We start from the raw sequence: 26,286 nt of genomic DNA, 5'->3' as shown, positions 1-26,286 counted from the left end.
CCGATGCTCCATTGTTCAGTCCCGGGGTCGTTTCAGGTAGGCGACAAGATTCTGGCCGTCAGGACCGGGAACCACTTGTACGAGCTCCCACCCCTCATCTCCCCATGTATCAAGAATCTGCTTGGTGTTATGAATCAAGAGTGGAATCGTCGCGTATTCCCATTTCTGCATGGGCACAATCCTAGCTGCTCTACGGGGCGTGATCCAGAGCGGCGAAGCGACGCACCATGCCCTCGCCGCTCCCACCAGAATGCCGATGGCTCAGCGTCGTCGGCGGCGAATGCTCATGAACCCCGTGCGTCAACGATTGTTGAGACGCGGCACGCGACCTTCTCGCAACTCGGTCGCTATCGGATCCGTACCCGATATCAACCTGTGGTACCAGTCATGCTCATTTGGGAAACGACGCAGTAGAGCACGCCGTTCTCGTTCGGTCAGACCACCCCACACCCCGAACGTAGTCTCGGAGTCTAAAGCATCCGCTAAGCAGTTGAGCCGTACCGGGCAGCCGTAGCACACTTGCCGAACCTGCCGCTGGGCAGCACCTCTAACGAAAAGCGTGTCGGGATCGGTATTCGAGCACGCGGCATGAACCGCCCATGTCTGGTCTGCGGTGGCCAGAGACATTATGCGTTCCTCCTTTCGCACGCAACCCGAATTCTCGGAGCTTCATCTAGAACCGGCTATCATCTGCGCGGTGACGCCGGTCACCTTTCTAGGACAATAATAACCATAAGAGCTGCCAAATGCCCAAGTCAGAACGTCGGGCCAGATAATGCCACTAAGCACCTGATGCTCGGCTGCCGCCCAGCTTCCACATGGAAGTTCTCCGGATAGCAGAACTATTTCGACCAGCTGTGGATTGCATGCGGAAATTCTCTGCTACACCACGTATTCTTGCATTATGTCCACATCTACTCAGCACGGTGCAACGGCCCGCCAGATCACGACCTTCCTGGCCGCACTTCTGGCCATGTGCACTCTTGGCGGCGTCCTGATGGCCGGAGTTGCCCTCCCGTTGGCAACCACCACAGCGACGACGATCAACGCCGTGACGGGTGTTTTCGAGGATGTCCCCGACGATCTCGGATTCACGGAACCCTCAGAGCAATCGGTTCTGCTGGCATCCGATGGTTCCGTCCTTGCGCGCATCTATGCTGAGAACCGCATCGTCGTCAGCTCGGAGCAAATCTCGGACCACATGAAGAACGCGGTTGTGGCGATCGAGGACCATCGCTTCTACCAGCACCACGGTATTGATGTGCAGGGATTGGCCGGCGCCTTCATCAACAATGTCACCGGCGGTGCAACGGCCGGAGGATCTTCGATCACCCAGCAGTACGTGAAGAACGCTCTGATTGAGCAGGGCAGAGTCGAAGGAGATAACCGACTCATTGACTCGGCTACCGAGCAGACAATTTCCCGCAAGATCAACGAGGCACGGTATGCGATCGCTATCGAGAAGACGATGACAAAGGACCAGATCCTCACCGGCTATCTCAATCTCGCCCAGTTCGGCACATCCGAATACGGCGTCGAAACCGCAGCGCTGCACTACTTCTCCAAGCACGCGACCGATCTCAATATCGCGGAATCCGCATTGCTTGCAGGTCTGACTCAGTCGCCCGCACGCTGGGATCCGATCAACCATCCCGACAACGCCAAGATCCGGCGCGACGTCGTGCTCGGCGAGATGAATAAGTACGGCTACATCACCGACGAGGAGTTGCAGCAAGCCCTCGATACGCCGATCGCTGATATGCTCAATGTGTCGGAAACACCCAATGGTTGCGCAGCGGCCGGAAACTCCGCCTATTTCTGCCGCTACGTCATCCGTGACTTGCTCGCCGATGACAGTTGGGGAACCGATGCGGATGACCGCTTGGAAAAGCTCTATCGCGGTGGGTTGACGATTCAAACCACCCTCGACCCCGCCAAGCAGCAGGCGGCATTTGACACACTTGTCACAAATATACCCACCAATGACGCCTCCGGTATCCAGATGGCGCTTTCTAGCGTCGAGCCCGGCACCGGCCACATCGTTGCCATGGCGCAGAACACCAACTATGGCGAGCCAAGCGAATCGGACCTGACGGCCACGACTGTCAATCTCAATGTCAATCTGGAGATGGGCGGCGGATACGGTTTCCAGTCGGGATCCACGTTTAAGATCTTCACCCTTATACAGTGGCTGAAAGAAGGGCATACCGCCTACGAGTACGTCAATTCCAATGACGGCACCATCCCTGCCAGCGCATGGAACATATCCTGCTCTCCAGCATCGGCCGCATCCTGGCCCGTCAGCAATCTGGAGGGCCACGGCGGCGGGCAGATGACCGTTCTGCAATCAACACGCGAATCGGTCAACGGCTCCTTTGCCCATATGGCTCAGCAGATGGACCTATGCGACATCGCACAGAACGCCCTCGATATGGGTGTAGAACGCGGCGACGGTGGTGACTGGCGGTATGTTCCATCGTCGGTTCTCGGTTCGAACGAGATTACCCCACTGTCTATGGCCGTCGCTGTAGCGACGCTGGCCGATGACGGCAATAAGTGCGACCCGATCTCCTATACGCAGATTCTCGGTGCCGACGGCGACGTGCTCTTGGACAAGAAGCCCACCTGCCGTCAGGTGCTTGACACCGAGACTGCCCGTAAGACTAACGCCGTCCTCAAGCAGGTAGTGACTCGCGGTGCCACCGGCGAGAATGCCATCATTCCCGGGCGCGAAGTCGCCGGAAAGACGGGGACGGCGAACAGTGATATGGCTGCCTGGTTCGTCGGTTATACACCACAGCTGGCGACGGCGATCTGGCAGGGCCACCAGTCCGGAAGCATTTCGATGTTGGGTTCCGTCATTAACGGGCGGTACTACTGGGAGGTGTATGGCGGCCTCTTCCCCGCCATGGCCTTTTCTCAGTACATGACACAGGCGCTAGCGGACGAGCCCGCGGAGTCGTTCCCCACACCATCCAGTAATGTCATAACATCACCGAACACCCGCCGTACGCCGTCGTCGACCGCACCCCCAACGCAAACCGAACCGGCGGAGGATGCCGAAGGCAGCGACGATGAGGACGATACATCGGGCGAGGGTGGAGACGTAGAGCCAGCGCAGTCTGATCAGCAGGAACCCCACGACGGTGGTGGTGACGGCGATGGCTAATGCTCTTGCGCGCGCCGGGAGAAGTATCTGGCGGGGGGCTAAACGTACCGCGACGGCATCCGCAGTAGCGGCAGCAACCGCTGGCACGTGGGGCCTCCTCGAGGCGCAAGCCTATACACTTCGGCGCCGGACAGTTCTTCTCGATGGCGCCCAAGCCGGTAATCCGACATCTGCTGGCCGCACACTTCGCATATTGCATCTATCCGATTCTCACTTGCTGGGTTGGCAGCATCGCCGTGCGGCCTGGATTGAAGAACTGGCGGCTACTGAGCCCGACCTCGTTGTTCTCACGGGGGATCTGATTGCCTCCCCAGCAGCGTTGACTCCGCTGTTCTCCTCTTTATCTCCGTTTGCGGGCACGGCGGGCACCTTCGTCTTCGGCTCTAACGATTACTACCTGCCGCAGCCCAAGAACCCGTTGAGTTACCTGGCGGCGAACACCACACCCCAGGCAAGTGAGAACGAAAAGCGTGCGGAACAGCCCTGGCAGGAGTTGCAAAGCGGCCTGGAAGCCTTCGGATGGCACGACCTGACGAACCAGCGCGCACATCTCGACATCGGTAATTGGAGTCTTGACGCCGTGGGAGTCGATGATCCGCACTTGGACCGCGACGAATATCCGCTCCCGCTGGGAGACTCCCCGCAGGGATCGCCACAGTGCGGCACTCCGTACACCCCCGCTCCTCAGCAAGTTGTTGGCACAACGCCTGACGGAGCAACGTATCTGCGCATCGGACTGACCCACGCACCATACAAGCGGATTCTCGATGCGATGACGGCAGACGGGTGCGCACTGGTGTTCGCCGGGCATACGCATGGCGGGCAAATCTGCCTTCCTGGAGCTGGGGCATTGGTGACAAACTGCGACCTGGAACGTGAATACGCCTCGGGCCTGTTCCAGTGGCCGCCCACCGGCAAGGGCGTCATGCACGGGGACGGGACGGTGCCAACGGGCACCGAGCGGCGTCCCACCGCCTGGGTCAATGTCTCCGCAGGTTTGGGCACATCACCCTTCGCTCCGATGCGGATTGCGTGCCGCCCGGAGGCGGTGTTGCTGGATCTCGCAGTGATCTGAGGTTCTCGTAGTGATCTAGAGTCGGCTTCTACGTGATCATCGCAATGCGGCCAAGCTACTGAATCGGATGCGGACCAAATCCCCAACGGATCTCATCCCGAGGGTGTTTGATGTGTCCGCTTGAAGCATGCGTGCGCAAGGAACTCCACTCACACCGGCCCCAGTGGAGATGAAGGGCCATTCGGAAGCCTCCGGAGACCCGCAGAATCGCCGCCCGTGAGCTTCAAGCCACACGGTCGTATCGTCGGAAACCTCCGGTGACCCCCAGAATCGACGCCCGAACCCTAGACGCGCGTGCTGGTTTCAGCACGTATCTACAGGCGGGTCGCTGACTGACCGCGCACTCCCGGACGTGTGCAGGCGATACTCGGAGACAGTAGTCGGCACAGGTGACTGACCGCGCTCCCGGACGTGGGAACTCTGGTGATGGGCAAGCACCGCCGTGAGTACTGATCCAGCAGGAATCGTCACCGTACTACGAGGCACATGCGGGCAGATGCGTGGCATATCACGGCAAGGGGTTTCCATTTCACGACGTCATTCGGCTAATATGGACTAGTTGCAGCTTTGCGACGGCCTCGGGGTGTGGCGCAGTTTGGTAGCGCGCTTCGTTCGGGACGAAGAGGTCGTGGGTTCAAATCCCGCCACCCCGACCAGCAACAACCGCAGCACGTTGTGCTGCGGTTTTCTCGTACTTATTCCGCCAGGCACCCAACACCGCGCACCTCCCCCGTTGGGGTTATAGGTCATTTGGGTTAAAGGTCTTGTGTTGTTGGGTGGGGTTTCTCGCAGGCGCCCCGCGTCGGTCGCCCGCACACGTGTCAAAATCCCGTCCAAACGAGAGGCGCCCAGTCTAACCAAGCCGCGAAATCCGCATGATTCCGCCAGTTCTTAAATTGATCCGATCAAGTTTTCCGCCGTTTGGACGGGATCTGGACACTTTTCTCTTGATTCCCGGCGCCAGGCCATCAAACCAATGCGTTGCGAATCAGGCCTCATGCAATGCGGCTTCCACGGCCGCACGTATCGCGGCGCCGTCGGCTCCGATCCGGCGGGCGGCAGCCACGAATCCGGCCGTCAACTGCTCGAGTTTCATCTGCCGCTGGCGCAGTGGCAACGCCTGCCCTGGAGCGACTCGCGTTCCTGCACCGCGGCGCGTTTTCACCAGGCCTTCGGCTTCCAGTTCCTTGTAGGCGCGTGCGACGGTTCCGGGCGCAACACGCAAATCCGCAGCGAGCTGCCGAACCGTAGGAAGCCGAGCCGCCTCGGCCAAGGCTCCGGCTACGATAAGCTCACTGATCTGACGACGTACCTGTTCGAATGGCGGCGTCGGGTCATCGAGATCAAGCACGATACGCGGCGAATCGCCGGACCGATCCGTCATTTCTTCACCTCCCTGCCCGATGCAGCCAGCTTCTGTGTCGGCAACCGTCGCATCAACAGCACACATCCGCCGCAGAAGAAGACCAGCCCAGCACTGGCGCATACGAAGGCCCATGCTCCGACGACGCCCACCCCAATGCCAACGATCGGTTGCGCCCCAAGCGCATAGCCCAGCACGGGCCCCATGCTCAATCCCAGCACCAACATGGGCCAGGCAACCGAGAGCAGTAGTAGTCCGATCACAGCCTCGGCACTACGGCAGCGGATGGTCCGGTCCACTCCGGCGTCGAACCCAGAAGTCAAATGCCCACGGACAGCGATGTCTCGTAAGGTCATCGCCGCGAGAACTACCTCGACGAGCAGAGCGAGAAGGATGGGCCCGGCGAATACCCAACCCGGCCACGGCCCCACAATACTTGTCACAAGCTCGCCTTCGTCGCCTCGCCACTGCACGCGTAAAGCCGTGCCCGTGTCATCGCTGGTCACCATTCCTATGACAAGCAAGGAGGCAACCATTGCCAGCGCCGTACCCGCGGCAACCGAGGCCCATCGCGGCACATAGTCGCTACCGCGGCGCGGTTTGAGCGACGCGCTTACAGGCCCGTTTGTCACTATGGGGCTGCGCCGTTCCCGCATCCGCAGAACCGCCATACTCGTGACGCCGAAGAGGCCGGGCGCCACCAGCACCCCAAGGAATTGCTCCATACCCACGTCCTCGCCACCGCCAAAGGTAGTCACGGCAAGAGGGCCGATCAGTTCCGAACCGCTCCCCTGTGCTGTGGCATGCCACGCAATTCCCCAGCCGACGACGCCGATCAGGCCCGCCACCACCCCGGCAACTAACGCGATGGCGACACTGCTACGCGAGTATCGTTGCACAGCAACAAGGTCTACTGGTACCTCTGTTTCGCCCCCGTTATCCACAACCGCATTACGCACGACGACGAGTGGCAGGGCGACGGCCAAAACCGTGACAGCAAGCGTGATCGCAAAGTAAAGCAGGAACATGACTCCCCAATCCGATGTACCAACTACTTGATACAAAGCTAGGCGCCCCGTTCGTTTGTGTCAAGCATCTGGCACAAACGAACGCTCGTTCCACTTCGTTGGGCAGCTCCCGGACGCTGGCCATGCGGTCGCGCACGGGGCTCGGGCAATGAAGGAAGTCCCGGCCGCTAGCACTGGCCACGCACGTGCAGGGGAACCGGTACACAGTAGCCCAGTTGACAAACGGGAAGCAGAACCGGCCACGCACGTGCACGGAACTCGGGCGATGAGGGAAGCCCGGCCGCTAACACCGGCCACGCAGGTGCAGGGGAACCGGCGGTGAAGGAAGCCCCGGGCGCTGGCGCTGGCCGAGCGGTCGCGCACGGGGCCCCAGGGGAGCTGTCAATACCGGACCCGCTTCAGGGGCGCGAGCACCCGCGCGGTCAATGCGCATCCGCTCAGTCGCTTCGTCGCTCCCGGCTAACCCACACTATCCACTCCACGTTTCGTGCCTTAGAATCGGTACGGTTCAGGCATCGCACGTATGGCAAAGTACGGAAAGGAAGTCGCGATGGCACGTGTGTTGATCGTTCGCAGTCATCCTCTTGACGCGCGAGCCTCGCGCACGATGCGGCTCACGGCGATTTTCGAAGAGGAATACCGTAAGCATCATCCGAAGGATGAAATCACCAATCTCAACCTGTACGAGGTCGCAATCCCGGAGATCGACCTAGACCTCCTCAATGGTTGGAACGAGCTGGGCGAGGGCGTGCCCTTCATCCATTTGAGTATTGCCGAGCAGGCCAAGATCACGCTCTTCAGGCACTACACCGAACAGTTCGTCGCCGCCGACAAGGTTGTTATTGCGAACCCGCTGTGGAACCTGCAGGTTCCCACACGCCTGAAGGCATGGATCGACACCATCAACGTTGCGGGAGTGACCTTCCGTTACAACGACGACGGAACCGCCGTCGGTCTCGTACCCGGCAAAAAGATCCTCCATATTCAAACCGCCGGGGGCATTTTCCGGGGTGCGGATCCCGCAAACCAGTACCTGCGCACGATTTTCGGCTTTCTCGGTGTGCAAAGCTTCGAAGAGATCGTGGCCGAAGGCATGGATTTCGACCCCGAGCATGCCGAGGAGATTATGAACGAGGCCGCAGAGCGCGCACTGCTATTGGGGCAGAGTTTCTGATCGGCCACGAGCCCGCATGGTGGAGTTTTATGGACAACCCAGAACCACGCCCCACCCGTCGCACCAAGAGCAGCCCTGGGCACCCCGAAGGGCCAGCCCGATTGCAGCCGCTACCGACACGACGACGATCCTAGCACAAACCGCACCTTCTCACCGCAGTCACCCATCCAGTGAACGGGCGCTACTCACAGGCCACCCAACAACGTAATCTAATCCTCATGACCATCTCGTCCACGCCCATGAAGCCCTTCCTGTTTGCCGTATGCCGACCGGAGGGCACAATCGCGCAGGACGAGTGGAATTCCTTCGCTGCTTTCGGAGGTCTGGATCCGCACAGCGACATCGTGCGCGTCTCCATGGTGGATGCCTCGGCTCCCAACCCGGCGGAGCTCGACCTGACCGGTGAGTATTCCGGCGTCGTCATCACCGGTTCACCCTTCGGTTACAGCGAGGTGGATGCGCACGGCATTCCCACAGTCCTAGAGGACCGCGCAGAGCAACTAGCCCAACGTGTCATAACCGAGGACATCCCCACCCTGGCGATATGTTTCGGCCTACAAGCCATCACTCGCACACTCGGTGGCTCACTGGTGGGCGGCTTCGCGGAAGACCTGCAGGCACCCGCGATTACGCTTACCGAAGCAGCTCTTTCCGATCCTCTCACCCGGCACCTGGAACCTGTTATCTACGGATACACTGGCCATTCCGACGCTATTGGCGTCCTGCCAGGCGACGCCACGGTTCTCGCCACCGGCGAATTCTGTCAAATCCAGATGGTGCGCTGGGGTAGAAACGTATACGGCACCCAGTTTCATCCGGAGATAGAAAAGGAAGGCATGCATATCCGTATCAACACCTATAGCGATACCTACTACCCCGCCGATGAGAAGGAAGCCGTCATAGCCCGCTGCGACGCAGCGGATACCACTGGTGCCAATCAGATTATCTCGGCCTTCGTCTCCCGTTACTGGAAAGCTCGAACATAACGTAAGCGGAGAGGACTCGCATGCTCATCAAGTTTGCTCCATCGCAGCGCTCCACCATCGGGGTGGAGTGGGAACTACAGCTCATCAACCCACAAACGAACGCGCTGGCCGAATGCGCGCCGGAGGTCTTGGAGGCAGTCGAGAAGCAGCGTCCCGAACACGGCATCCTCCACAGTGAAATGTTGCGCAACACGGTTGAACTGGTCTCCCGCAAGCGGACCAGCGTCGCCGAATGCGCCGCAGACATGAACGAAGGCCTGAGCCTGCTACAGCCTGTACTCGACGAGCTGGGAGTTGAACTTGCGGGAGGCGGAAGCCACCCCTTTGCCAATCCCACCCACGAACTGGTCTCCGAGCATCCCCGCTACAAGGAGCTCGTTGATCGTACCCAGTATTGGGGCCGTCAGATGCTGATCTTTGGTACGCATGTGCACGTCGGCGTCGAAGACCGGGCGAAGGCACTGCCCATCGCTCGGTTCCTCACCACTAAAATCGGCCTGCTCCAAGCGCTGACGGCCGCTTCCCCCTTCTGGGACGGTATCGACACCGGCTACGCCGATAACCGCGCCATGATGTTCCAACAGCTGCCCACGGCCGGTATCCCGCCCGAGCTTCCTACCTGGGAGAACCTGGAGGAATACACGGACAACATGATGCGGGTAGGAGCGATCCACCACTTCGACGAGCTACGCTGGGATGTCCGCCCCGCCCCACATTTCGGCACCGTTGAGGCACGGATAGCGGACTCGTCATCGAATCTGGCGGAAGTCCGGGCACTGGCAGCGCTCGTTCATTGCCTGGTGGAGTGGGCATCCCGCGAACTGGATGCCGGCAGAGAGCTACCCACCCTGCCTCACTGGTACGTCGAGGAGAACAAGTGGCGCGCGGCCCGCTACGGTGTGGGCGCGCTCCTGATTGACACCGACGACGGCGAACTCATGCCCATGATGCTGGCGCTACCCGATCTGGTGGAACAACTGCTCCCCGTCGCGGAAGACCTCGATTGCGCTGCCGACCTCGCCCTGGCGCCGCAGCTCGTCTCCGACGGCGTGGGCTATGTGCGCCAACGGCTGGTGTCGAAGCGCGCCGGAACGCTGGACGCCGTCGTCGCGCATTCGCGGGCCGAACTGAAAGCAGGAACGCCAATCGCACCCGCCCTTTTCGTGGCCCGGCAGTGGCGCGGTAGCGAAGAGGCCACTCGTAGCGAAGGCTCCGGCCACACGCCCGAGTCTGGCAATCCCGACGAGCAGTCCGGCGACGCGCAGCCGCATTCCACCGTTCTCATTCCCCGGTCCGATGCCATCGACGCGCAACCGCATATTCGCGACGCCTACCTGCGCACACCCGGCTCGCATTCGAGTGACCTCAGTTTGCAGTTGGGCGGCGAACAGTCTGCGGCGGCGAGCAAGGCGACCGAGAAGGATCGCCCGGAGGAGTGGGGCGCCGGCGCCGCCTAGCTGCACTGCTATATCGCTGCGTTTAGGAGGCGCCGGGAAGCGCCGCCTCTTAGTCGCGATGCGTGCCGCGTTCATGCGCGGCATGGCGTTCCGGTTCGAACTGCAGCGTCGAATGCGCGATGTCGAAATGCGCGGACAGGCACCCCTGAACGTCGTCGAGTACCTCCGGTGCCCGCCCGGTTGTAAAACACTCTTCATCCACAACCAAATGTGCCGAAACCACCGGTTGCTGCGATCCGACGCTCCACACATGCAAATCGTGCACGGCCCGCACATGCTGCAGGCTGAGCATATGACGCCGAATCTCGGCAATATCCGCACTCGCGGGAGCGGCCTCCAGCAGCACCCGGCCGGCATCACGTACCAACCCCCCACCCGGCGTGGATCATAATGGCCGCCACCAGGATTGAGGCGATCGCATCCGCCCGCGTCCAGTGCGTCACCATAATGACCACCCCTGCCGCAGCGGTGCCGATGAAGCCGTAGAGGTCGGTGAGTATGTGCTGATACGCGCCGCGGATATTCAAGCTGGAGCGGTTGGCTTTGGCCAGCAACCAGGTGGCGAGTAGGTTCACACCGATCCCGATGACGGCCACCACGACGACGGCGACGCCCTCCACTTCCGGCGGAGTAATGAGACGACGCACCGCCTCCACGAGGATGACGAGGGCGACGACGAGGATTGTCAGGCCATTGCCGAGGCCCGAGAGGATCTCGGAGCGAGTGAAGCCGTAGGTCCATGCGCCGTGCGCCGGGCGCTGTGCTACATGTGTAACCCAGAGGGCGACGGCAATCGCACCGGCGTCGGAAAGCATGTGCCCGGCGTCGGACAACAGTGCCAGTGATCCAGAGGCGACGGCGACGACAACCTCGCCAAGCATGAAACCGAGGATGAGGAGCAATGCGCTCCACAGATACCGGCGGTCGGCAGTGATCGATATATTGTGCCCGTGTTCGCCGTGGCCAGCGTGCCCACCTTCGTGGCCAACGTGCCTATCGCCGTGGCCACCGTGTACACCCCAATGGGACGGCTCGCGGTTCTCGCGGCCGTCTGTGCCGGTGTGTTCGTGGGCCTCGTTCATAATCAGATGGTATCGCGTTGTCTCACAAAATGTTAGGCGCACCTAACTATGGTTGCGTGGACGCGGTGTCGCAATGAATCGCCGCCGGTCATCGAGTCTCCATGCCGCCGGACACCACCGCTCCAGCATGAACCACCGCGCCAGCCCATCCGGAATCACTGCCCCGCTGCAACCTGCGATTCGAGAAAAGCCCGGATCGCACTCTCCTGCACCGGGCGTGCGTATCGCCCGCAGTCGAAGACCATGAGGTCGCCGACCCCCCGCTGGAAGACGAAACGGATGGTGTTAGTCGTTCCCTTCTTGTCATGCCACATGGCGTCCATGATCCGGCTGACATCGACACCCTCCGGCAACCGGTACGGCAGACCAATAGCCCCCAGCAGACGCTCCAGGCGGGCCACATCGCCGGAACTGACGTAGCCGAAAGTTGCTCCCCAGCGCGCTTGCAATGCCAATCCGATCGCAACGCAGTACCCGTGGCTGAGCGTGTAGCCCAACGCGGATTCGAGTGCCCGCCCAATGGTGTGGCCCAGGTTTAGGCCCATGCGGCGATTGCCCTCGTGTACGTCGCTCGCCACGAAATCCCGCTTGATTTCGCAATTGCGGCGCGCCGTGAGGACGGTGAGGGCGTCGTCGCGCACGAACTCAGCCGGGGTGAGGCCCCTGGTAACAAACGCGTCCTCCAAGGCGGCGAAGAACTCCGCGTCGGCCAAGCAGGCCTGTTTCACCGTTTCCCCCAGCCCTTCGCGTATCTGCGAGTCGGACAGGGTGAGCCAACGATCCAGATCTATCACCACGGCGACGGGCTGGTGGAAGGCACCGATGAGGTTAGTGGCCGCCGGGGTGTCAACCGCAGTCTTCCCACCCACGGAAGCATCCGCGGCACCCAGCAGCGTGGTGGAGACGGAAAGGTACGGAACTCCACGCGTGTACGTCGCGGCAACGAAACCGGCCAAGTCGGTGACCACACCACCACCCAGCGCGATCACCAGGGTGTCGCGTCCGAATCCGGCGGCGATTAGTTGATCCTCAATGGCTTCCTTCGTCTGCCGTGTTTTATTCTTCTCCCCGGCAGGGAAGGCAATAACGCGGACGTCGCGGCCAGTAAGACGCAGATCCTCCGCGAGCGCGCCCGCAGCAAGCTTTTCCACCGTGGTATCGGTAATGATGGCGATACGCCGGGAGGCGAGACCGTCGCGATTGGCAAGATCGGAAACACATGCGGTTGCTCCATGCCCGATAACAATCGGATACGACTCATCGACCGTGCGCACCAACTTGACCCGGATCTCTTCCATCTGAACTGCTCCTCCCCTGCGCCCTCAATACTAGCCGTGTCCACTGACCCATGACACCTGTCATTCCAGGAACATGACAGCTAGGACTTCTGGCAACTGGCCCGGCCCGGCACCATGAAGAACATGAAGACCACGACGTCGGCTCTGGAAGCAAGAGCCCTATCCAAATCCTTCGGGGCGGTGCATGCGGTGCGCGGAATCGACCTGACTGTGCAACGCGGTGAGATTGTCGCTCTCCTCGGCCCCAATGGAGCGGGAAAAACCACCACTCTCGACATGATTCTCGGCCTGTCCACCCCATCCTCAGGCACCATCAGCGTGTACGGCGGCACGCCGCGCCAGGCGATTAGGAGCGGAAGGCTCGGCGCCGTGCTGCAAAGCGGCGGCCTACTGGGAGAATACAAGGTGGCGGAGTTGATCCGCATGATCGCAGGCACACTCCCGCATCATCTTCCCGTTGATGTCGTTTTGACCCGGGCCAACCTCACCGAGATCGCCAACCGGCGTATCTCCAAATGTTCCGGTGGAGAACAGCAGCGAGTGCGGGTGGCCCTGGCGCTCCTGTCCGATCCGGACCTTCTGATTCTGGATGAGGCAACAACCGGCATGGATGTCACGGCTCGTCATCATTTCTGGGACGGCATGCGGGCGGAGGCTGAGCGTGGCAAGACCATCGTTTTCGCCACCCACTATCTGGCCGAGGCAGAAGAGTTCGCCCAGCGGACCGTCATCATGAACCGTGGCGTGATTGCCGCCGACGGCCTCACGGCGCAGGTCCGCAGCCAATTCTCCTCCCAGCGCATCACGCTCGGGTTCGACGGCGAAGCGAACAGTGTAGCCGCCGCCGCGCGACTCAGCCAGGTGGGAGTCGTTTCGCGCGAGGGCACCACGCTCCAGTTACTTGGCGAGGATACCGTTTCGCTCGCCCGCGCAGCCTTGGCATGTGTCGGCGTAGTCAAAATCTCCATCACCGATAGTTCACTGGACGAGGCCTTCGGCCTGCTTACCAGCGAGGGTGGCGTAGCCGCCGACGACGCACACCCCGAGGCCGTGCACCCCCACATGAACATGCTTCCCAAGCCCTAGCAGCTCTAGCACACTTATCCGCCGAACCCGCCGTCACCGGTACCTCGCCGGATACGCCAATATCGACACCTCACAACACGCCTTCCTGACCACACTCAATTCCTTAAGGAGTCCACATGCCTACCGCTACCCGCAAGGAAAACGGGCCAGACGAAGCCCTCACAAGCACCGGGCGCCCGGAGTGCCCACGTGTTAAGCCACTGCAGGGCCTCGGCTCACTCTTCCGTCACCAGTTCCGGCACACCGTGCTCTATCCGGGCCTCATCGGATTCTCGGTAGGCCTACCACTGGTCATGTACTTCATGTTTGGTGCCTCGCAGAGTTATTCGACTCAGTGGATCGGGCATGCCAATGTCGCCTGCGCGGTGATGTTTGGCATGGGGCGTACGGCGCATTTCTGGGGCGGCCAGTATGGGCGCGCAGGTGGGCGTGGAACGCGGCCAGGGTGGAGTCGTCAACTCGCCTTAACACCGGTCAGTGTACACACCAATTTCGTGCTGAAAATACTGCTGGCACTGTGCGGTGCGCTGCTCTCCCTGCTGGTTCTCATGGTGGCAGGCTCTCTGACCGGAGCACATGCTCAGGGGCACATCTGGGTGGTGGTGCCACTGCTCATTCTGGCGGGCTGTATCTGCGCCGGCACAATGGGAATAATGACCGGCTACCTGGTCCGCTCCGATGCCGCTTACTCGATTATTGGAGGAGTCAGCGTTATCTTCGGTTTCCTTGCCGGAGCGTTCCTACCATTGGATCTTATGCCGAGTTTCTTCCGTGTAGTCGCTCCCTACACACCTCTGCACGGGATCTATAGCCTCAGCCAGTGGCCGATGGGAAGCGGAGAATTCAACTGGCTCTGGCTAGTGAATATCGGGGCATGGACGGCTGTGTGCTGCGTTGTCGCTATCTGGCGTATGCGCCGCGATACCGAGCGCGGCTAGCGCAAGCCGCCCCTCGCCGCTTCTGCAACCCCGCCGCGTGCGGGCGCTTGCGGCTGGCGGTCGAGCGCGAGCAGGTCATCATCCCTCCACTTGCCCACCGTGAATTCGATGCCGGATCACCCCATCCGATAGGTTGTTCATCATGCGCACCTGGTTACGTAACCATCCACGAGCCATCACCTTGACATGGGCGTATGTATGGCTGGTTTTCACCCTGTTTCCCATTGCCGACGCGCTCGCGCAGCCGCCCGGATGGCACCGGTGGTGTGCTCTGGCAACATGCGCCCTGTTTATAGGTGCCATCGTACGGTCGTGGCTCGTGTACCCTGCAATGCCTCCCAACGAGTACCGCGCACCGGTCGGCTTCTTCGCCACACTTGCCGTTATTTGTGCATGTCAGTTCACCTTCGTTGTTTTCGGCAGTGTGCAGAACATGCAAATGCTGGTATTTGCTGCGGCGGTAATCGGGATGCAACTGGCGCCGGCCCAGTTCCTTTACGGAGCTGCCGCACTGGTTGGCTTCCTAGCGGCAGAGAGTGCCTGGCTCATTTGGCGCATGGGGCGGATAGCACCGTCGTCACCGTCACCGTAATCCAGCTTGTCATCATGCTCGCCATGTTCTTCTCCCTGGCGCAGGTTTTCAGCTCGCATCGCAAGCTTGCCTTGGCCAATGAAACGATCCGGCAACTCACGCGAATAACGGAGCGGGAGCGTATCGGTGCCGATCTACACGATATTGTCGGGCAGTCCCTCACGGCGCTCTCTCTCAAAGCACAACTCACCGGCAAGCTGCTGGATAAGGAGACGCCGGATGCCACCGAGCAGGCTCGCCAGCAGCTCTATGAAATGCAGAAACTCTCGCAGGAAGCACTGGCCGATGTGCGGCGGGTGGTTCGTGATGCCAGGCGCCTCAGTGTGGCCGAAGAAATATCGGCGGCACGCGAATTGCTGAAGACAGCAGAGATTCAACTGATCGTGCTTGGAGATCCGCTAGAAGTGGACGACGACGCCGAGCGCGCGGCCGCGCATGTGGTACGGGAAGCGGCCGCCAATATTGTTCATCACAGTGTCGCCGCCACACGGTGCACCATCCAGACCTGGCAAAGGGGTGTTCGCATCAGTGACAATTCGCCCGTCTTGCCCGGCCCCGCGCGCGAGGCGCTGACGGCAGGGGGAAGTGGCCTGGCCGGACTGGAGGAGCGTGTGCGTGGTGCGGACGGTACCTTGCGGTATGGACGCACGAAAGGCGGCTGGCAGGTGGAGGCGGTATTCCCCGCCTCGCAGCCGCAGGGCTCGAAGTCCTCCGGCGAGGATGCGGTGGCGATTCAGGGCGGCGATTGGGCACTGCCAACCGCTGTGACTTAAGCTAACGGCCATGGGAAGCCCAATCCGCGTTATTGTTGCCGACGACCAGTCACTCGTTCGCGGCGCAATCGCCATGATGCTTGGCCTGGAAGATGACATTGACGTCGTCGGGCAGGCCGCACATGGGCAGGAGTTGTTGGAAATACTGGAAGGTATCGCGGCAGATGTGGCACTGATTGACGTGGAAATGCCGGAAATGGACGGTATCACGGCGGCACGTGAAATTCATCAGAGATGGCCGCAGATCAAGGTGCTTATGGTGACAACCTTCGGGAAGCCCGGCTATCTGCGGCGCGCCATGGAGGCGGGGCTTCAGGTTTCGTCGTGAAGGATGCTCCTGCGCAGTCCTTGGCCACTGCGGTGCGCAAAGTGATGGCAGGGCAACGCGTCGTCGATGCAGATCTCGCTGCAGAGTCTTTGACCACCGCGTTCAACCCGTTGACCCAACGTGAACGCGACGTACTGAGCGCCGCCGCCACGGGTGCCACCGCAAGCGAAATCGCCAAGAAGTTATTCCTCTCGCAGGGCACGGTACGCAACCATCTCTCGTCGGCCATCCAGAAGACCGGGGCGCGCACCCGCGTCGAGGCCGCGATTATTGCGCGGGATAACGGCTGGCTATAGCGGCGGGCCTAGTAGCAGCGGGCCTAGTCTTCTGGCACGGCCTCATCCGTCGCCGCCGCGTCGTCGGAGACCGGCACACGGTCGGATTCCGCCGTACCCGCGGCTACCGCCACATCCTCCGGCTCAATCTCACCGGCGTCCGAGTTCGTGGCGGCAAGCAGCTGTTCCCTCATCTTGCGTCGTTCCGGCTTGCCGATCAGACTATGCGGGATTTCGTCAACCATATGCAGTTGCCGAGGCAGGGCGTAATGCGGCAGTTCCAGTTCCAACGTTCGCCGCAAGCGGTTTAGATCCGGTTTGCGCCAGTTCGCCTGCACGACGGCGACCACTTCTTCGCCCGTTGCCTCGCTGGGCAGTCCAACCACCACGCAATCCTCCGCGTTGGTCAGCCGTTTAATCGCATCTTCGACCTGCGAAGGGAACACATTGAATCCCGATGTAATAACGACGTCTTTCAATCGATCTACCAGGTAGATAAAGCCGTCGTCGTTGCGGGCGATATCGCCGGTGCGGAACCAGCCGTCAAAAAACGCCACCTCATTCTCCTCCGGGCATCCAGGTAGCCGGAAAAGACCTGCGGGCCGCGCACCAGAATCTCTCCCGGTTCTCCGTCGGGCACATCGCGCGCCGGATCATCCGGATCCACCAGTCTGACATTTGTGTTTGGGAATGCCAAGCCGAGGCAGCCGGGGCGGCGCTCCGCAGACAGCGGCGATCCGCAGATCGTCGGCGAGGTCTCGGACATGCCGTACCCCTCGATGATGTAACCACCCGTGGCCTTCTCCCAGCGCTCAGCGATTCCCGCATCGAGTGACATACCGCCGGACACTGCGAATTTAATCGAGGAGAGGTCGGTGCCCTTTTCGGACGCCCTCTTCTCTATGTGATCGAACATTGGCGGAACACCGACGAAGAAGGTGACATTCTTTCGCTCGTGGGCTTGCAGGGCGAGGTCAGCATCGAAGGTGGGCAGAATCATCTGCCGCGCCCCGATCGCCACTGCTGAGCACAGCATGAAACACATGCCGAAGGCATGGAAATACGGCAGGAGCGAGTAAAACACCTCGGCGCCACGGTCCAGATCCCACACCCAGAAGAGATTCTGGCTCACATTCGCGCGAATATTGGCGTGCGTCAACGGTACGGATTTCGGTACTCCATTGGTACCGGAAGAGTGCAGGATCACCGCAATATCGGATGCCTGTGCCTGCGGGATATCCTCGGCGAGGACGTGGCTACGGCGCACGAGTTTATCCCAGGAACGTGTTCCGGAGGGAACTGGACCGGTGAGTCGCCGTCTCGTGCGCGCAGCCTTGTCCACAGGAAGGCGGAGTGCGGCGCGCATGCGCCGTGGCATGGAGTCCGTCAAACTGACCGTGAGGATATCCGCGGGTTTCAGACCGGCCTGTTTGATTTTGTAAGAGACCTTGTCCCATACAACGCAGACCGCCCCACCGTGACGTTTCATCTGCTGTTTCAGTTGGGCGGCAGGGGCCAGCGGGTTGAGTGCGGCGACGGCGGCCCCCAGGCGCATGGCACCGTAGAAGGCAATGAAGTGCTGTGGGCAGTTGGGCAGGGCGAGAGAAACAGTGTCGCCGGGCCGAACGCCGACGTCGTACAGCGCTTGTGCCGCCCGCAAAGCTGCTTGCCGGACGCGCTTGTACGTCCACGTCTGACCGAAGTAGTCCAAGGCGACAGCATCCGGGTAGATACTCGCGGTATGCTCCAAGAGTTCGAAAACAGATCCCTGCGGGCAGGGCACCACGTACGGGACGCCCGGCTGAAAGTGAGCATGTCCCTGCTCCGCAATGGCCGTAAACTCGGTTGTCGCCACAGAGTACTCCAATCGCATTGTGGCCATATTTCGGCCATATTGCGCACGGTTCAGCCTAGACATCTTTCAACCACGGGCTGCCCCTGAGCTCATAAGCCGTTATTCGGCCTCCAAACTTGGATTAACTCCACAATGTTAGAACACTGAATCCTTCTTGTCTGCGGCACTTCGCGCGTGTCCGTGCGCCCGACTGTCTAGATCGAAACAGCAAAAGTGCTGGACAAACGCACCAAAACATAGCCTTGGCACCTTGGATTCCTCAGTATCGCCCCGGCACATCAATTCAGGGGATATCCACGCCGCATCAATTCACTGGCTGGCCCGCCACCTCAATTCGTGGGGTGGTCCAGGCGCATTGCTTCGTCGCCCGGACGTTGCCTTTCACCAGCACCGAGTTCTCTCCGGTGGCGGCAATGCGCCACTCAGATGGAGACGGCACCGACCGGCGTGTACCCACGCCAACTGGCCTCCTCAACACTCACGGCCATCTTCCCGATGGGGAAGCAGGTGACCGGAATGAGCTTGAGATTAGCGAGTGCCAGCGGTATCCCGATAATCGTCACCGCCATCACCAATGCACTCACGAGATGGCCAATCGCCAGCCAGATGCCCGCGATGAAGAACCATACGATGTTCATGAGGGCCGAACCTGCGCCCGCGCCGGGTTTATGTACCACGACGCGTCCGAACGGCCAGAGAACATACCCGCCTCTGACACCTATCGGAGTCGTCTCTCGCACGTATGAGGTTGCTCGGCATCGCTCGCCGCTACTCCGTTGCTCGGCATCACTGGCCGCGCGGAGCGTGCCGGTGCACTCGCCTCGTCGTCTCCGCCTACAGTGAGCAATCGTCGCGCAAGTGTCGGGAAACTCCACACGCCTGATAACGTGTCTACTATGCCAGTAAGCATGGACCCTGTGGCCACCGATCCGACGTACGGACTTTCTTCCCAACAGGTGAGGGAGCGAATTGCCGCAGGTGAAGTCAATACGTTGCCGCCACGCTCCGGTCGAAGCACCTGGCAGATCATCCGCGACAACGTGTTCACGCGTATCAATGCGCTGCTCGGCGTCCTGTTTGCACTCGTCATGGTCACCGGTTCGTGGATGAACGGCGCCTTCGGTCTGCTTATTGTCGCCAACTCGATTATCGGAATCATCCAGGAGTTGCGCGCCAAACACACGCTGGATTCGCTTGCTGTGGTCGGGGAAGCGCACCCGACCGTGCGGCGGGAGGGGCGCGAGCAGGCAGTTGAACGCGACGACGTCGTCCTCGGTGACATTCTGGTTATCAAGCCGGGTGAGCAAATCGTCGTGGACGGTGTTGTTTCCGAAGCCGACTACCTGGAAATCGACGAATCGCTTCTTACCGGCGAATCGGATCCGATTCCGAAAGAGCCCGGCGATGAGATCATGTCCGGCTCCTTCGTCTCCTCCGGAACCGGAACCTACCGTGCAACCAAGGTCGGGGCAGACGCCTATGCCGCCCAACTGACGGCCGCCGCGGCGAAGTTCTCTCTGGTGCATTCGGAGTTGCAATCGGGCATCAACAGGATCCTGCAGGTCATCACCTGGATTCTTATCCCCGTCGGTATTGTCACCATTATCGGGCAGATCCGCGTGGGCGAGAACGATTGGCGTGCCATTATTCTGGCAGTTGCGGCCGCCCTGGTGCCCATGATCCCGGAGGGCTTGGTGCTAATCACCTCCACCGCCTTCGCTCTGGGAGTCATTCGACTCGGCTACCGCAAGTGCCTAGTCAACGAGCTACCCGCCATCGAGGGTTTGGCGCGCGTTGACGTGGTCTGCGCGGATAAAACTGGCACACTCACCGAAAACGCCATGGCCTTCGGGCGTTTGGAAGTGCTGGGAACATACGACGAGGAGGAGGCGCGCATGGCATTGCGCCAACTCGCCGCGGCCGATAGCGCACCGAATTCGTCTATGCTCGCGATTATCGACGGCGTCGGCCAGGCCGAGCACACGTGGGACGTTGCCGAGATCCAACCATTTACCTCCGCGAAAAAGTGGTCGGGCGTGAGTTTTCACGAGCAGGGCCACTGGGTGCTTGGCGCGCCCGATGTGCTTGTTGATGCGGAAAGCGCCGCCGGCGTGCGCGCGGGCGAGATTGCCGCTACCGGGTTGCGCGTGCTACTGCTTGGACGCGCATCAGCTACGGTTACCGACGACGCCGCCCCAGGCCGCGTTGACCCGGTAGCACTGGTGATCCTGGAACAGAGAGTGCGCCCCGACGCCGCAGACACACTCGAATACTTCCGCAGCCAGGGCGTTGACGTGAAAATCATTTCCGGCGACAACGCGGAGTCAGTGGGTGCCGTGACCCGTTCTTTGGGGGTAGAGGCGGGGGAGCCCGTGGATGCGCGTACTCTCACGGAGGCGAACTTCAGCGAAACCGTCAATGATTCACAGGTTTTCGGGCGGGTGACGCCGCAGCAGAAGCGCTCCATGGTGGCGGCCCTCCAGGAGGCGGGGCACACGGTTGCGATGACCGGGGACGGCGTAAACGATGTGCTGGCATTGAAGGATGCCGACCTGGGCGTCGCCATGGGATCCGGCACCGCGGCCACCCGCTCCGTGGCGAAGATTGTACTGCTGGATGATCGCTTCGCCACGCTGCCGCACGTAGTGGGTGAAGGTCGCCGCGTGCTCGGAAATATCGAGCGTGTTGCCAATCTGTTCCTTACGAAGACGATTTACTCGTCCATCCTGGCGGTGCTGGTGCTGCTCTTCTCGCTGCCCTTCCCCTTCCAACCGATCCACGTGACGATCACCGGATGGTTCACCATCGGCATTCCCGCTTTCCTGCTTTCTCTGCCGCCGAACAATGAAAAGGCGCGCAGTGGTTTTGTGCAGCGGGTGCTGCGGTTGGGAGTTCCCGCGGGCGCCGTGGTTGCCGCCGCCTCATTTGTCACCTATCTGCTGGTGCGCGTACCCGAAGGGACGGAGACGCAGGCGACGCAAGCCTCTACTGCGGCACTGCTTGCCCTTATCATCTCCGCCACCTGGGTGTTGGCCACCGTAGCGCGGCCCTACGAATGGTGGAAGATGCTACTCATCCTCCTGCCGCTGCTGGGCTACGGCATCATCTTCACCGCCAATTTCACGCAGCGCATTTTCATTCTTGACTCGTCGAACACACACATGATGCTCACGGGCATGGTTATCGGCCTGATCGGCGCCGCTCTTATCGAGGGGTTGTGGTGGATGCTCGGCGCGATAACCGGTGAGCGGAAGCCGCTTTGGAAGCCACGCGCCGAACGTGAGGCGGAGGCCGCCCAACGCCGTATCGAGCGGGCCGCGCGGAAGGCGGAGGAAGGCACCAACGAATCGTAGGATGCCGACGCAACGGCCGCGACGTCGTCGGCAACATGCCTACATCACTTCAACGCGTCTCCGCTCCTACTTGCGGCCCGGTGGCATGTAAATACATCCACGCCACCACACTTCCCGCGAGCACGAACAGCCAGGCGAGGCCATAGAAGGTGGCATTCGGTTCCCCGCCGGAGAATCCCATGGCGACAGTCGATGCCGTCAGCGGAACAAACATCGCCTGTGATAGTGATTCGACCATAACGGACGCTCCGGCGATCTGCTCCATGGAAATACCGTCGTCAACGGCCGGCTCGTCAAAGAAGATGTTGAGCGTATCAACGTAGGTGGCACCCATACCCAGACCACACACGGCCCATAAAACGAGAATCACAGTTGTGGCATTAGCCGTGCCAGAAATGCCGATGCACATTCCGACCATAGCGGCGGCGCCGAGCGCGATAAGTGCCACGCCCACCCCGGAGCGGAGCCGATAACTCCGCGGCGATCCCGCCGGGCGTATACCGCACAGCACTCCCATCACGGCCCAGGTAAGTCCTCCCGCTAGAAGAATCCACCCCAGCGTGCCGGCCTGCGCATGGTACAGATCATGCGCCGTCAGCCCGACCAGCTCATTCGCCGCAAAGTAGGCCCCGGTCAGAAAGAACATTCCTGCCAGTGCACGTTTGCGCGGCACCTGGGCCGTAAATGTACCGCGAGGTAGAAGCGCAACCGATGCCCGCAGTAGAAGCGCGACTCCCCCGGCAATGCAGAGGCCACGCAGCGCCCCGGCCACCGGCAACACGGTCAGGGTCACAGCAACAGATAGAACCAGCACTTGTGCGAAGGGGATCGGTGCTTTTCGTGTCGTTTGTTTGCCATCAAGGTTCAATGCCACCACGAACCTGGCCGCAATCAGTAAGGGCAGGTAGATCAGCATCGCCCATCGCCAGGAGAACAGTTGTGTTGCCCAGGCCGCGTATGTTGGTCCGACGATTGATGCCACCACCCAACTAGCGGATGAAAACGCAAGCGTGAGCTGGCGCGCTCTGCCAGATAGCCCCAGAGCGACAGCGCCCAGCGATGCCATGGCAAGGCACGAGGCGGATAATCCTCTTATAAACTGCCCGATCAGATAGATGCCGATATTGGGCGATGTCGCACTGATAATCGCTCCCGCGCACAGAAACGCGGTGAGTACCAAAAGAAGCCTCGGAAGCCGAAACCGTTGCAGCAGCGCAGCCCCGACGGGTAGTCCCACCATGCTTGCCACGGAGGCCACCCCCATGACCAGACCGTAGTAGTCCTGGGATCCGAACTCGGCCGCCATAATCGGAAGGATCAACTGGCTGAGATAGGTCTGCATTCCCGCGATCAGCTCTAGAAGGATGACGGCTATCGCGATAAGAAGGCCTTTACGCTTCTTCGGCACTAGCACTCACCGCCTCCGTATTCCGGCGTGTATAAACTCGGTCTCGACCTCCGGCCATAGATCACCCTTCAGCCAAGCGGTGCTCCAAGTCGGCGGCATCATCCCAGGTATCAACGTCCATAGATACATTGTCGGTATCGGGGACCTCGATGACGGGAAGGTCGGCAAACAAGGCACGTGCGGAGCTGTTCCGGGTGTCGCCCCGCAGAGTATCAGCCAGTTCCTCGGCACCGTAGACACCGTTGAGATACTGCCGGAAGGTCCTACCGTCCGGCCGCTCGCGCATGTCTGAGGCCGCCCGGTTGACGACCTCGCCAGATACCGGAACCGCTCCGGCCGCGCGCGGATGTGCGGAGAGTTGGCGGAGCAGTTCCGGATACAGGCGGGGCGCAAGTGGTGCATCGCAGGTCAGCAGGGCGACGACGGCGCGGCGGTGCACTCCCACATGTTCTTTCAGCTCCGCCAACCCTGCTGCCAATCCCGCAACGGGACCGCCCAGCGGCGGATCTTCCAAGGTACGATGCACATCCGGCGGCAGCGCCACGCCGTCGGGAGCCACAACCACGATCTTCGGCACTGGCACAACAGCCGAATCGTGTTGCGCGCCGCCCTGGGCTACCGCGATGCAGGCACGTCCCACTTCGGCCAGTGCAAGATCGAGGAGGCGTTGCCCACCGACGACGACATCGGGCTTGGACACGCCACCCAGGCGCATTCCGGTTCCGCCCGCCAACACGATCACGCCCACCAGCTCCAATTCCCCGACGCCGCTTTGCGGCTCATATCCCGGGCGGTACCACGTTCCGGAGCGCCCACCCGACTTGTAGATGATCTTGCAATCGATGATTTCGGCCGAGCGATCCACGCCTTTCACCATGTCAATCACGGCTAGTGCCGCTACATTCGCGGCGGTCAGCGCCTCCATCTCCACCCCGGTTCGCCCTGCCGTACGGACCGTCGCCGTAACGTCCACGCGATCACGCTGCAGCTGCAACTCGACCTCGGCGCCGTGAATCTCAATGGAGTGCGCCAGGGGCAGCAATTCCGGTACTCGTTTCGCCGCCTGGATACCGGCGATTCGGGCGACGGCGAGCACGTCGCCTTTCGGCACTGTTCCCTCGCGCAGTGCCCGCATCACATGTTCTGAGCAACGCACGGATGCCACCGCCGTCGCTTCGCGTACCGTGATGTTCTTCGCCGTCACATCCACCATATGTGCTTCGCCCGCCTCAGTGAGGTGGGCGAAGCGCGGTGCGAGTTCATTGTCGGGAGCGCCGCCTGCAGTGGGTGCCTTTCCGAGCGCGCCGCCTTCATCCGGAGGAAGGGGCTTACTATGGGCGAGCGGCGCACCACCGCCCATCATCCCGCCCTCATCCTGAGGCGCACTGTCGGGCTGTGCACCGCCACCCCGCGGTGTCGCTTCATCTGCCATTTATTGCCTTCCATCAAGCCGACGCCTCCGGCTAGGGTAGCGGAGCGTCGTTCGGCCTGCCATTGACTCGCCTTCCGTCACCGCCGCTGTGCTTTCAACCAGAGAACGTCGACGTCGTCACCCGCCGCGACGCATGCTCGATCAGCTGCCACACGGGCCAAACCTGTTGCCAGTGGCAGACTTCCTATCAAATGTGATCCGGATCCGCCGGATGTGGCGGGGGCGATGCGGGGCATATGCGCGATTTGCACGGCAACCGCCGGATCTTCGGTGACGGATTGTTCTTCTGCGGGAGCGGTGCGGGGAAGGCCGGGTATTTCTTTCGAGCCGCCGGTTCCTTCTACCGGGCCGTTTGCCGGGGTTTCCGTGCTGTCTCTCATACCGCCCTTCGCGGCCTGCTTCGCCTCATCTTCCGTTCCATCCTTTGCGGCGCTTCCCGCTTGGTTTTCCGTGTAGTTTCCCGCTTGATAATCCGCACCGTTTCCCTCCGGGAACCCCACCTTTGTGGCTACCCGTACACAGGGCAGGAACTGGACACGGCCCGGCTTTCGCTCCCATCCCGCAGCGGCTCTCGCCGGTTGGAACATCTCCTCGTAGGGGGTGACTGCGCGGCCCAACAGCTTATCGAGCAGCGGTAGTGCGAAGAGCTGCATGGAAACGAATACGCTCACCGGATTTCCGGGCAGGCACAGTATGGGAACGGATCGCCGCTGCATCGCCGTGGCTCCGCCGGCCTGCAACACTCCCCATCCTTGTGGTTTTCCCGGCTGCATGCCGACTTTCTCAAAGAGCACACCTCGGTGCGCAAGTGCGGCTTTCACGACGTCGAAGGCTCCGGCACTGACACCGCCGGTGGTGAGGATCAAGTCCACGTCCATCGCCAGCTCATCCAAGTCCGCGCTGAAGGCAGTCGGCTCATCTCCCGCCCAGTGATGAACCCGGGCGACGGCGTCGTGTTCCTCGACCAGTTGTGCCACCAGCAGCGAGTTGGAGTCCGGGATTTGGCCGGGTAGCAGGTCCGCGCCCGGAGCGCGCAACTCATCGCCGGTGGTCAGCACACCCACGCGTGGCCGGGTGTGGACGGGCGCGCTCGCGTAGCCCAGTGCTGCCAGGGCAGAAAGGTGCGCCGGGGTCAGCACGGTCCCCGCGTGAAACGCGGTGGCACCAGCCACAACATCTTCCCCAGCACGGCGAATATGCATGCCTGCGGTGATGACGGCTGTGGGGACGATCTGCGGCGGCGGATCGGCCCGCATGTTCCGGGATGGATTCTCGGTGAGTTCAACTTGTAAAACCGCATCGGCACCGGGTGGCAGCGGAGCGCCGGTCATTATGCGCAGCGCGGTACCGGGGCGTAGCCGCGGCGGGGTCGTAGCCCCGGCGGGGATGTCGCCGACCACGGGCAGGGAAATGCCGGGATGTACATCGGCGGCGCGGATCGCGAAACCATCCATCGCTGAATTGGTGAAGGGCGGGATGGGCAGGCGAGCAGGCACATCTGCTCCAAGGGTCAAACCTCGCGCCTGTGCCAGCGGCACTTCCGTCACCGCGAGTGGACGGCCCAGACTCAACACGTCCGCAAAGTGTTGCGCAACTTCTTTCACGATTTCCTCG

Annotated in this window: 21 protein-coding genes, 1 tRNA gene and 4 pseudogenes; 12 read left to right on the top strand and 14 right to left on the bottom strand. The window is 61.4% G+C overall.

The genetic code is table 11. The annotated features are described in order from the left end of the window. Positions 1-15 precede the first annotated feature (15 nt). Positions 16-171, bottom strand: coding sequence for a hypothetical protein (locus tag DDD63_RS12150; protein WP_164505401.1), 156 nt, complete (start codon positions 169-171; stop codon positions 16-18). A gap of 129 nt (positions 172-300) precedes the next feature. Then, positions 301-627: a WhiB family transcriptional regulator gene (locus DDD63_RS01200; protein ID WP_164505400.1), complete on the bottom strand. Its 327-nt coding sequence runs from the start codon at positions 625-627 to the stop codon at positions 301-303. Positions 628-904: 277 nt separating this feature from the next. Between DDD63_RS01200 and DDD63_RS01195 the strand changes: the two genes are divergently transcribed. The 3 genes from DDD63_RS01195 to DDD63_RS01185 all read left to right on the top strand — a co-directional run bounded on the left by DDD63_RS01195 (position 905) and on the right by DDD63_RS01185 (position 4,900). After that, positions 905-3,169, top strand: coding sequence for a transglycosylase domain-containing protein (locus DDD63_RS01195; RefSeq protein ID WP_108714836.1), 2,265 nt, complete (start codon positions 905-907; stop codon positions 3,167-3,169). After that, a complete protein-coding gene (locus tag DDD63_RS01190; protein WP_108716588.1) occupies positions 3,162-4,244 on the top strand; it encodes a metallophosphoesterase in 1,083 nt (360 codons plus the stop codon). Before DDD63_RS01195 ends, DDD63_RS01190 begins: the two co-directional genes overlap by 8 nt. 579 nt (positions 4,245-4,823) lie before the next feature. Beyond that, positions 4,824-4,900: transfer RNA gene (locus tag DDD63_RS01185), tRNA-Pro, on the top strand. A gap of 332 nt (positions 4,901-5,232) precedes the next feature. Here DDD63_RS01185 and DDD63_RS01180 read toward each other — a convergent pair. After that, entirely contained in the window at positions 5,233-5,628 is a 396-nt protein-coding gene (locus tag DDD63_RS01180) for a GntR family transcriptional regulator (RefSeq protein WP_108714835.1), read from the bottom strand. Continuing rightward, a complete protein-coding gene (locus tag DDD63_RS01175; protein WP_108714834.1) occupies positions 5,625-6,635 on the bottom strand; it encodes a hypothetical protein in 1,011 nt (336 codons plus the stop codon). The genes DDD63_RS01180 and DDD63_RS01175 overlap by 4 nt, the downstream gene beginning before the upstream one ends. Positions 6,636-7,185: 550 nt before the next feature. On the opposite strand from DDD63_RS01175, the gene DDD63_RS01170 reads away from it, so the two are divergent. The 3 genes from DDD63_RS01170 to DDD63_RS01160 all read left to right on the top strand — a co-directional run bounded on the left by DDD63_RS01170 (position 7,186) and on the right by DDD63_RS01160 (position 10,252). Further along, a complete protein-coding gene (locus DDD63_RS01170) occupies positions 7,186-7,809 on the top strand; it encodes an FMN-dependent NADH-azoreductase (protein ID WP_108714833.1) in 624 nt (207 codons plus the stop codon). Positions 7,810-8,027: 218 nt separating this feature from the next. Continuing rightward, on the top strand, positions 8,028-8,795 hold the full coding sequence (locus tag DDD63_RS01165) for a gamma-glutamyl-gamma-aminobutyrate hydrolase family protein (protein ID WP_108714832.1): 768 nt from the start codon (positions 8,028-8,030) through the stop codon (positions 8,793-8,795). A 20-nt stretch (positions 8,796-8,815) separates the two neighbouring features. Next, entirely contained in the window at positions 8,816-10,252 is a 1,437-nt protein-coding gene (locus tag DDD63_RS01160; protein WP_108714831.1) for a glutamate--cysteine ligase, read from the top strand. A gap of 49 nt (positions 10,253-10,301) precedes the next feature. On the opposite strand, the gene DDD63_RS12315 is transcribed toward DDD63_RS01160, so the two are convergent. The 3 genes from DDD63_RS12315 to aroB all read right to left on the bottom strand — a co-directional run bounded on the left by DDD63_RS12315 (position 10,302) and on the right by aroB (position 12,632). Beyond that, positions 10,302-10,619, bottom strand: a complete 318-nt coding sequence (locus DDD63_RS12315; protein ID WP_205647280.1) for a hypothetical protein — start codon at positions 10,617-10,619, stop codon at positions 10,302-10,304. After that, a complete protein-coding gene (locus tag DDD63_RS01155) occupies positions 10,609-11,334 on the bottom strand; it encodes a cation diffusion facilitator family transporter (protein WP_205647279.1) in 726 nt (241 codons plus the stop codon). The genes DDD63_RS12315 and DDD63_RS01155 overlap by 11 nt, the downstream gene beginning before the upstream one ends. A 155-nt stretch (positions 11,335-11,489) precedes the next feature. Beyond that, positions 11,490-12,632: a 3-dehydroquinate synthase gene (gene aroB / locus DDD63_RS01150; protein ID WP_108714830.1), complete on the bottom strand. Its 1,143-nt coding sequence runs from the start codon at positions 12,630-12,632 to the stop codon at positions 11,490-11,492. 123 nt (positions 12,633-12,755) lie between these two features. Here aroB and DDD63_RS01145 point away from each other — a divergent pair, with 123 nt between their 5' ends. From DDD63_RS01145 to DDD63_RS01130, 5 genes and pseudogenes are all read left to right on the top strand, one after another. Then, entirely contained in the window at positions 12,756-13,718 is a 963-nt protein-coding gene (locus tag DDD63_RS01145; protein WP_108714829.1) for an ABC transporter ATP-binding protein, read from the top strand. A 116-nt stretch (positions 13,719-13,834) separates the two neighbouring features. After that, on the top strand, positions 13,835-14,656 hold the full coding sequence (locus DDD63_RS01140) for an ABC transporter permease (RefSeq protein WP_108714828.1): 822 nt from the start codon (positions 13,835-13,837) through the stop codon (positions 14,654-14,656). Positions 14,657-14,798: 142 nt separating this feature from the next. After that, the gene (locus DDD63_RS12145; protein WP_164505399.1) at positions 14,799-15,248 is read left to right on the top strand and encodes a hypothetical protein; all 450 of its coding nucleotides are present in this window, start codon (positions 14,799-14,801) and stop codon (positions 15,246-15,248) included. Beyond that, complete coding sequence (locus DDD63_RS01135) at positions 15,206-16,021, top strand: histidine kinase (protein ID WP_164505398.1); 816 nt, start codon at positions 15,206-15,208, stop codon at positions 16,019-16,021. The genes DDD63_RS12145 and DDD63_RS01135 overlap by 43 nt, the downstream gene beginning before the upstream one ends. A 10-nt stretch (positions 16,022-16,031) precedes the next feature. Further along, positions 16,032-16,645 (top strand): annotated as a pseudogene (locus DDD63_RS01130) (response regulator transcription factor). A 23-nt stretch (positions 16,646-16,668) separates the two neighbouring features. Here the strand turns inward: DDD63_RS01130 and DDD63_RS13290 are convergent. From DDD63_RS13290 to DDD63_RS01120, 3 genes and pseudogenes are all read right to left on the bottom strand, one after another. Next, positions 16,669-17,181 carry a hypothetical protein gene (locus tag DDD63_RS13290; RefSeq protein ID WP_346426226.1) on the bottom strand — a complete coding sequence of 171 codons (513 nt, stop codon included), beginning with the start codon at positions 17,179-17,181 and terminating at the stop codon, positions 16,669-16,671. Beyond that, complete coding sequence (locus DDD63_RS01125; RefSeq protein ID WP_346426225.1) at positions 17,109-18,497, bottom strand: AMP-binding protein; 1,389 nt, start codon at positions 18,495-18,497, stop codon at positions 17,109-17,111. Before DDD63_RS01125 ends, DDD63_RS13290 begins: the two co-directional genes overlap by 73 nt. Before the next feature lie 404 nt (positions 18,498-18,901). Beyond that, positions 18,902-19,186, bottom strand: a pseudogene (locus tag DDD63_RS01120) (YccF domain-containing protein); the annotation flags it as partial. Positions 19,187-19,387: 201 nt separating this feature from the next. Between DDD63_RS01120 and DDD63_RS01115 the strand changes: the two are divergent. Beyond that, a complete protein-coding gene (locus DDD63_RS01115) occupies positions 19,388-21,832 on the top strand; it encodes an HAD-IC family P-type ATPase (protein ID WP_108714826.1) in 2,445 nt (814 codons plus the stop codon). Positions 21,833-21,881: 49 nt separating this feature from the next. Here the strand turns inward: DDD63_RS01115 and DDD63_RS01110 are convergent, their stop codons facing one another. The 4 genes and pseudogenes from DDD63_RS01110 to glp all read right to left on the bottom strand — a co-directional run bounded on the left by DDD63_RS01110 (position 21,882) and on the right by glp (position 26,276). Next, the gene (locus DDD63_RS01110; protein ID WP_205647277.1) at positions 21,882-23,240 is read right to left on the bottom strand and encodes an MFS transporter; all 1,359 of its coding nucleotides are present in this window, start codon (positions 23,238-23,240) and stop codon (positions 21,882-21,884) included. 61 nt (positions 23,241-23,301) lie between these two features. Then, positions 23,302-23,922, bottom strand: a pseudogene (locus DDD63_RS12310) (NTP transferase domain-containing protein); the annotation flags it as partial. 105 nt (positions 23,923-24,027) lie between these two features. Beyond that, a pseudogene (gene moaC, locus DDD63_RS12630) lies at positions 24,028-24,453 on the bottom strand (cyclic pyranopterin monophosphate synthase MoaC); the annotation flags it as partial. 296 nt (positions 24,454-24,749) lie between these two features. Continuing rightward, on the bottom strand, positions 24,750-26,276 hold the full coding sequence (glp, locus tag DDD63_RS01100; RefSeq protein ID WP_108714825.1) for a gephyrin-like molybdotransferase Glp: 1,527 nt from the start codon (positions 26,274-26,276) through the stop codon (positions 24,750-24,752). Between the last annotated feature and the right edge of the window lie 10 nt (positions 26,277-26,286).

Origin of the sequence: Actinobaculum sp. 313, from assembly GCF_003073475.1 — a bacterium.
GTDB lineage: Bacteria > Actinomycetota > Actinomycetes > Actinomycetales > Actinomycetaceae > Asp313.
The sequence above is the reverse complement of the archived record's forward strand: the minus strand, read 5'-3'. Positions and strand labels throughout refer to the sequence as shown.

Coding starts and splice junctions, on each gene's coding strand:
- DDD63_RS12145 (WP_164505399.1), top strand. CDS start 14,799: ATGCGCACCTGGTTACGTAACCATCCACGAGCCATCACCTTGACATGG.
- DDD63_RS01160 (WP_108714831.1), top strand. CDS start 8,816: ATGCTCATCAAGTTTGCTCCATCGCAGCGCTCCACCATCGGGGTGGAG.
- DDD63_RS01195 (WP_108714836.1), top strand. CDS start 905: ATGTCCACATCTACTCAGCACGGTGCAACGGCCCGCCAGATCACGACC.
- DDD63_RS01140 (WP_108714828.1), top strand. CDS start 13,835: ATGCCTACCGCTACCCGCAAGGAAAACGGGCCAGACGAAGCCCTCACA.
- aroB (WP_108714830.1), bottom strand. CDS start 12,632: ATGGAAGAGATCCGGGTCAAGTTGGTGCGCACGGTCGATGAGTCGTAT.
- DDD63_RS01170 (WP_108714833.1), top strand. CDS start 7,186: ATGGCACGTGTGTTGATCGTTCGCAGTCATCCTCTTGACGCGCGAGCC.
- DDD63_RS01180 (WP_108714835.1), bottom strand. CDS start 5,628: ATGACGGATCGGTCCGGCGATTCGCCGCGTATCGTGCTTGATCTCGAT.
- DDD63_RS01115 (WP_108714826.1), top strand. CDS start 19,388: ATGGACCCTGTGGCCACCGATCCGACGTACGGACTTTCTTCCCAACAG.
- DDD63_RS01165 (WP_108714832.1), top strand. CDS start 8,028: ATGACCATCTCGTCCACGCCCATGAAGCCCTTCCTGTTTGCCGTATGC.
- DDD63_RS01145 (WP_108714829.1), top strand. CDS start 12,756: ATGAAGACCACGACGTCGGCTCTGGAAGCAAGAGCCCTATCCAAATCC.
- DDD63_RS01190 (WP_108716588.1), top strand. CDS start 3,162: ATGGCTAATGCTCTTGCGCGCGCCGGGAGAAGTATCTGGCGGGGGGCT.
- DDD63_RS01175 (WP_108714834.1), bottom strand. CDS start 6,635: ATGTTCCTGCTTTACTTTGCGATCACGCTTGCTGTCACGGTTTTGGCC.
- DDD63_RS01155 (WP_205647279.1), bottom strand. CDS start 11,334: ATGAACGAGGCCCACGAACACACCGGCACAGACGGCCGCGAGAACCGC.
- DDD63_RS12150 (WP_164505401.1), bottom strand. CDS start 171: ATGCAGAAATGGGAATACGCGACGATTCCACTCTTGATTCATAACACC.
- DDD63_RS01200 (WP_164505400.1), bottom strand. CDS start 627: ATGTCTCTGGCCACCGCAGACCAGACATGGGCGGTTCATGCCGCGTGC.
- DDD63_RS01125 (WP_346426225.1), bottom strand. CDS start 18,497: ATGCGATTGGAGTACTCTGTGGCGACAACCGAGTTTACGGCCATTGCG.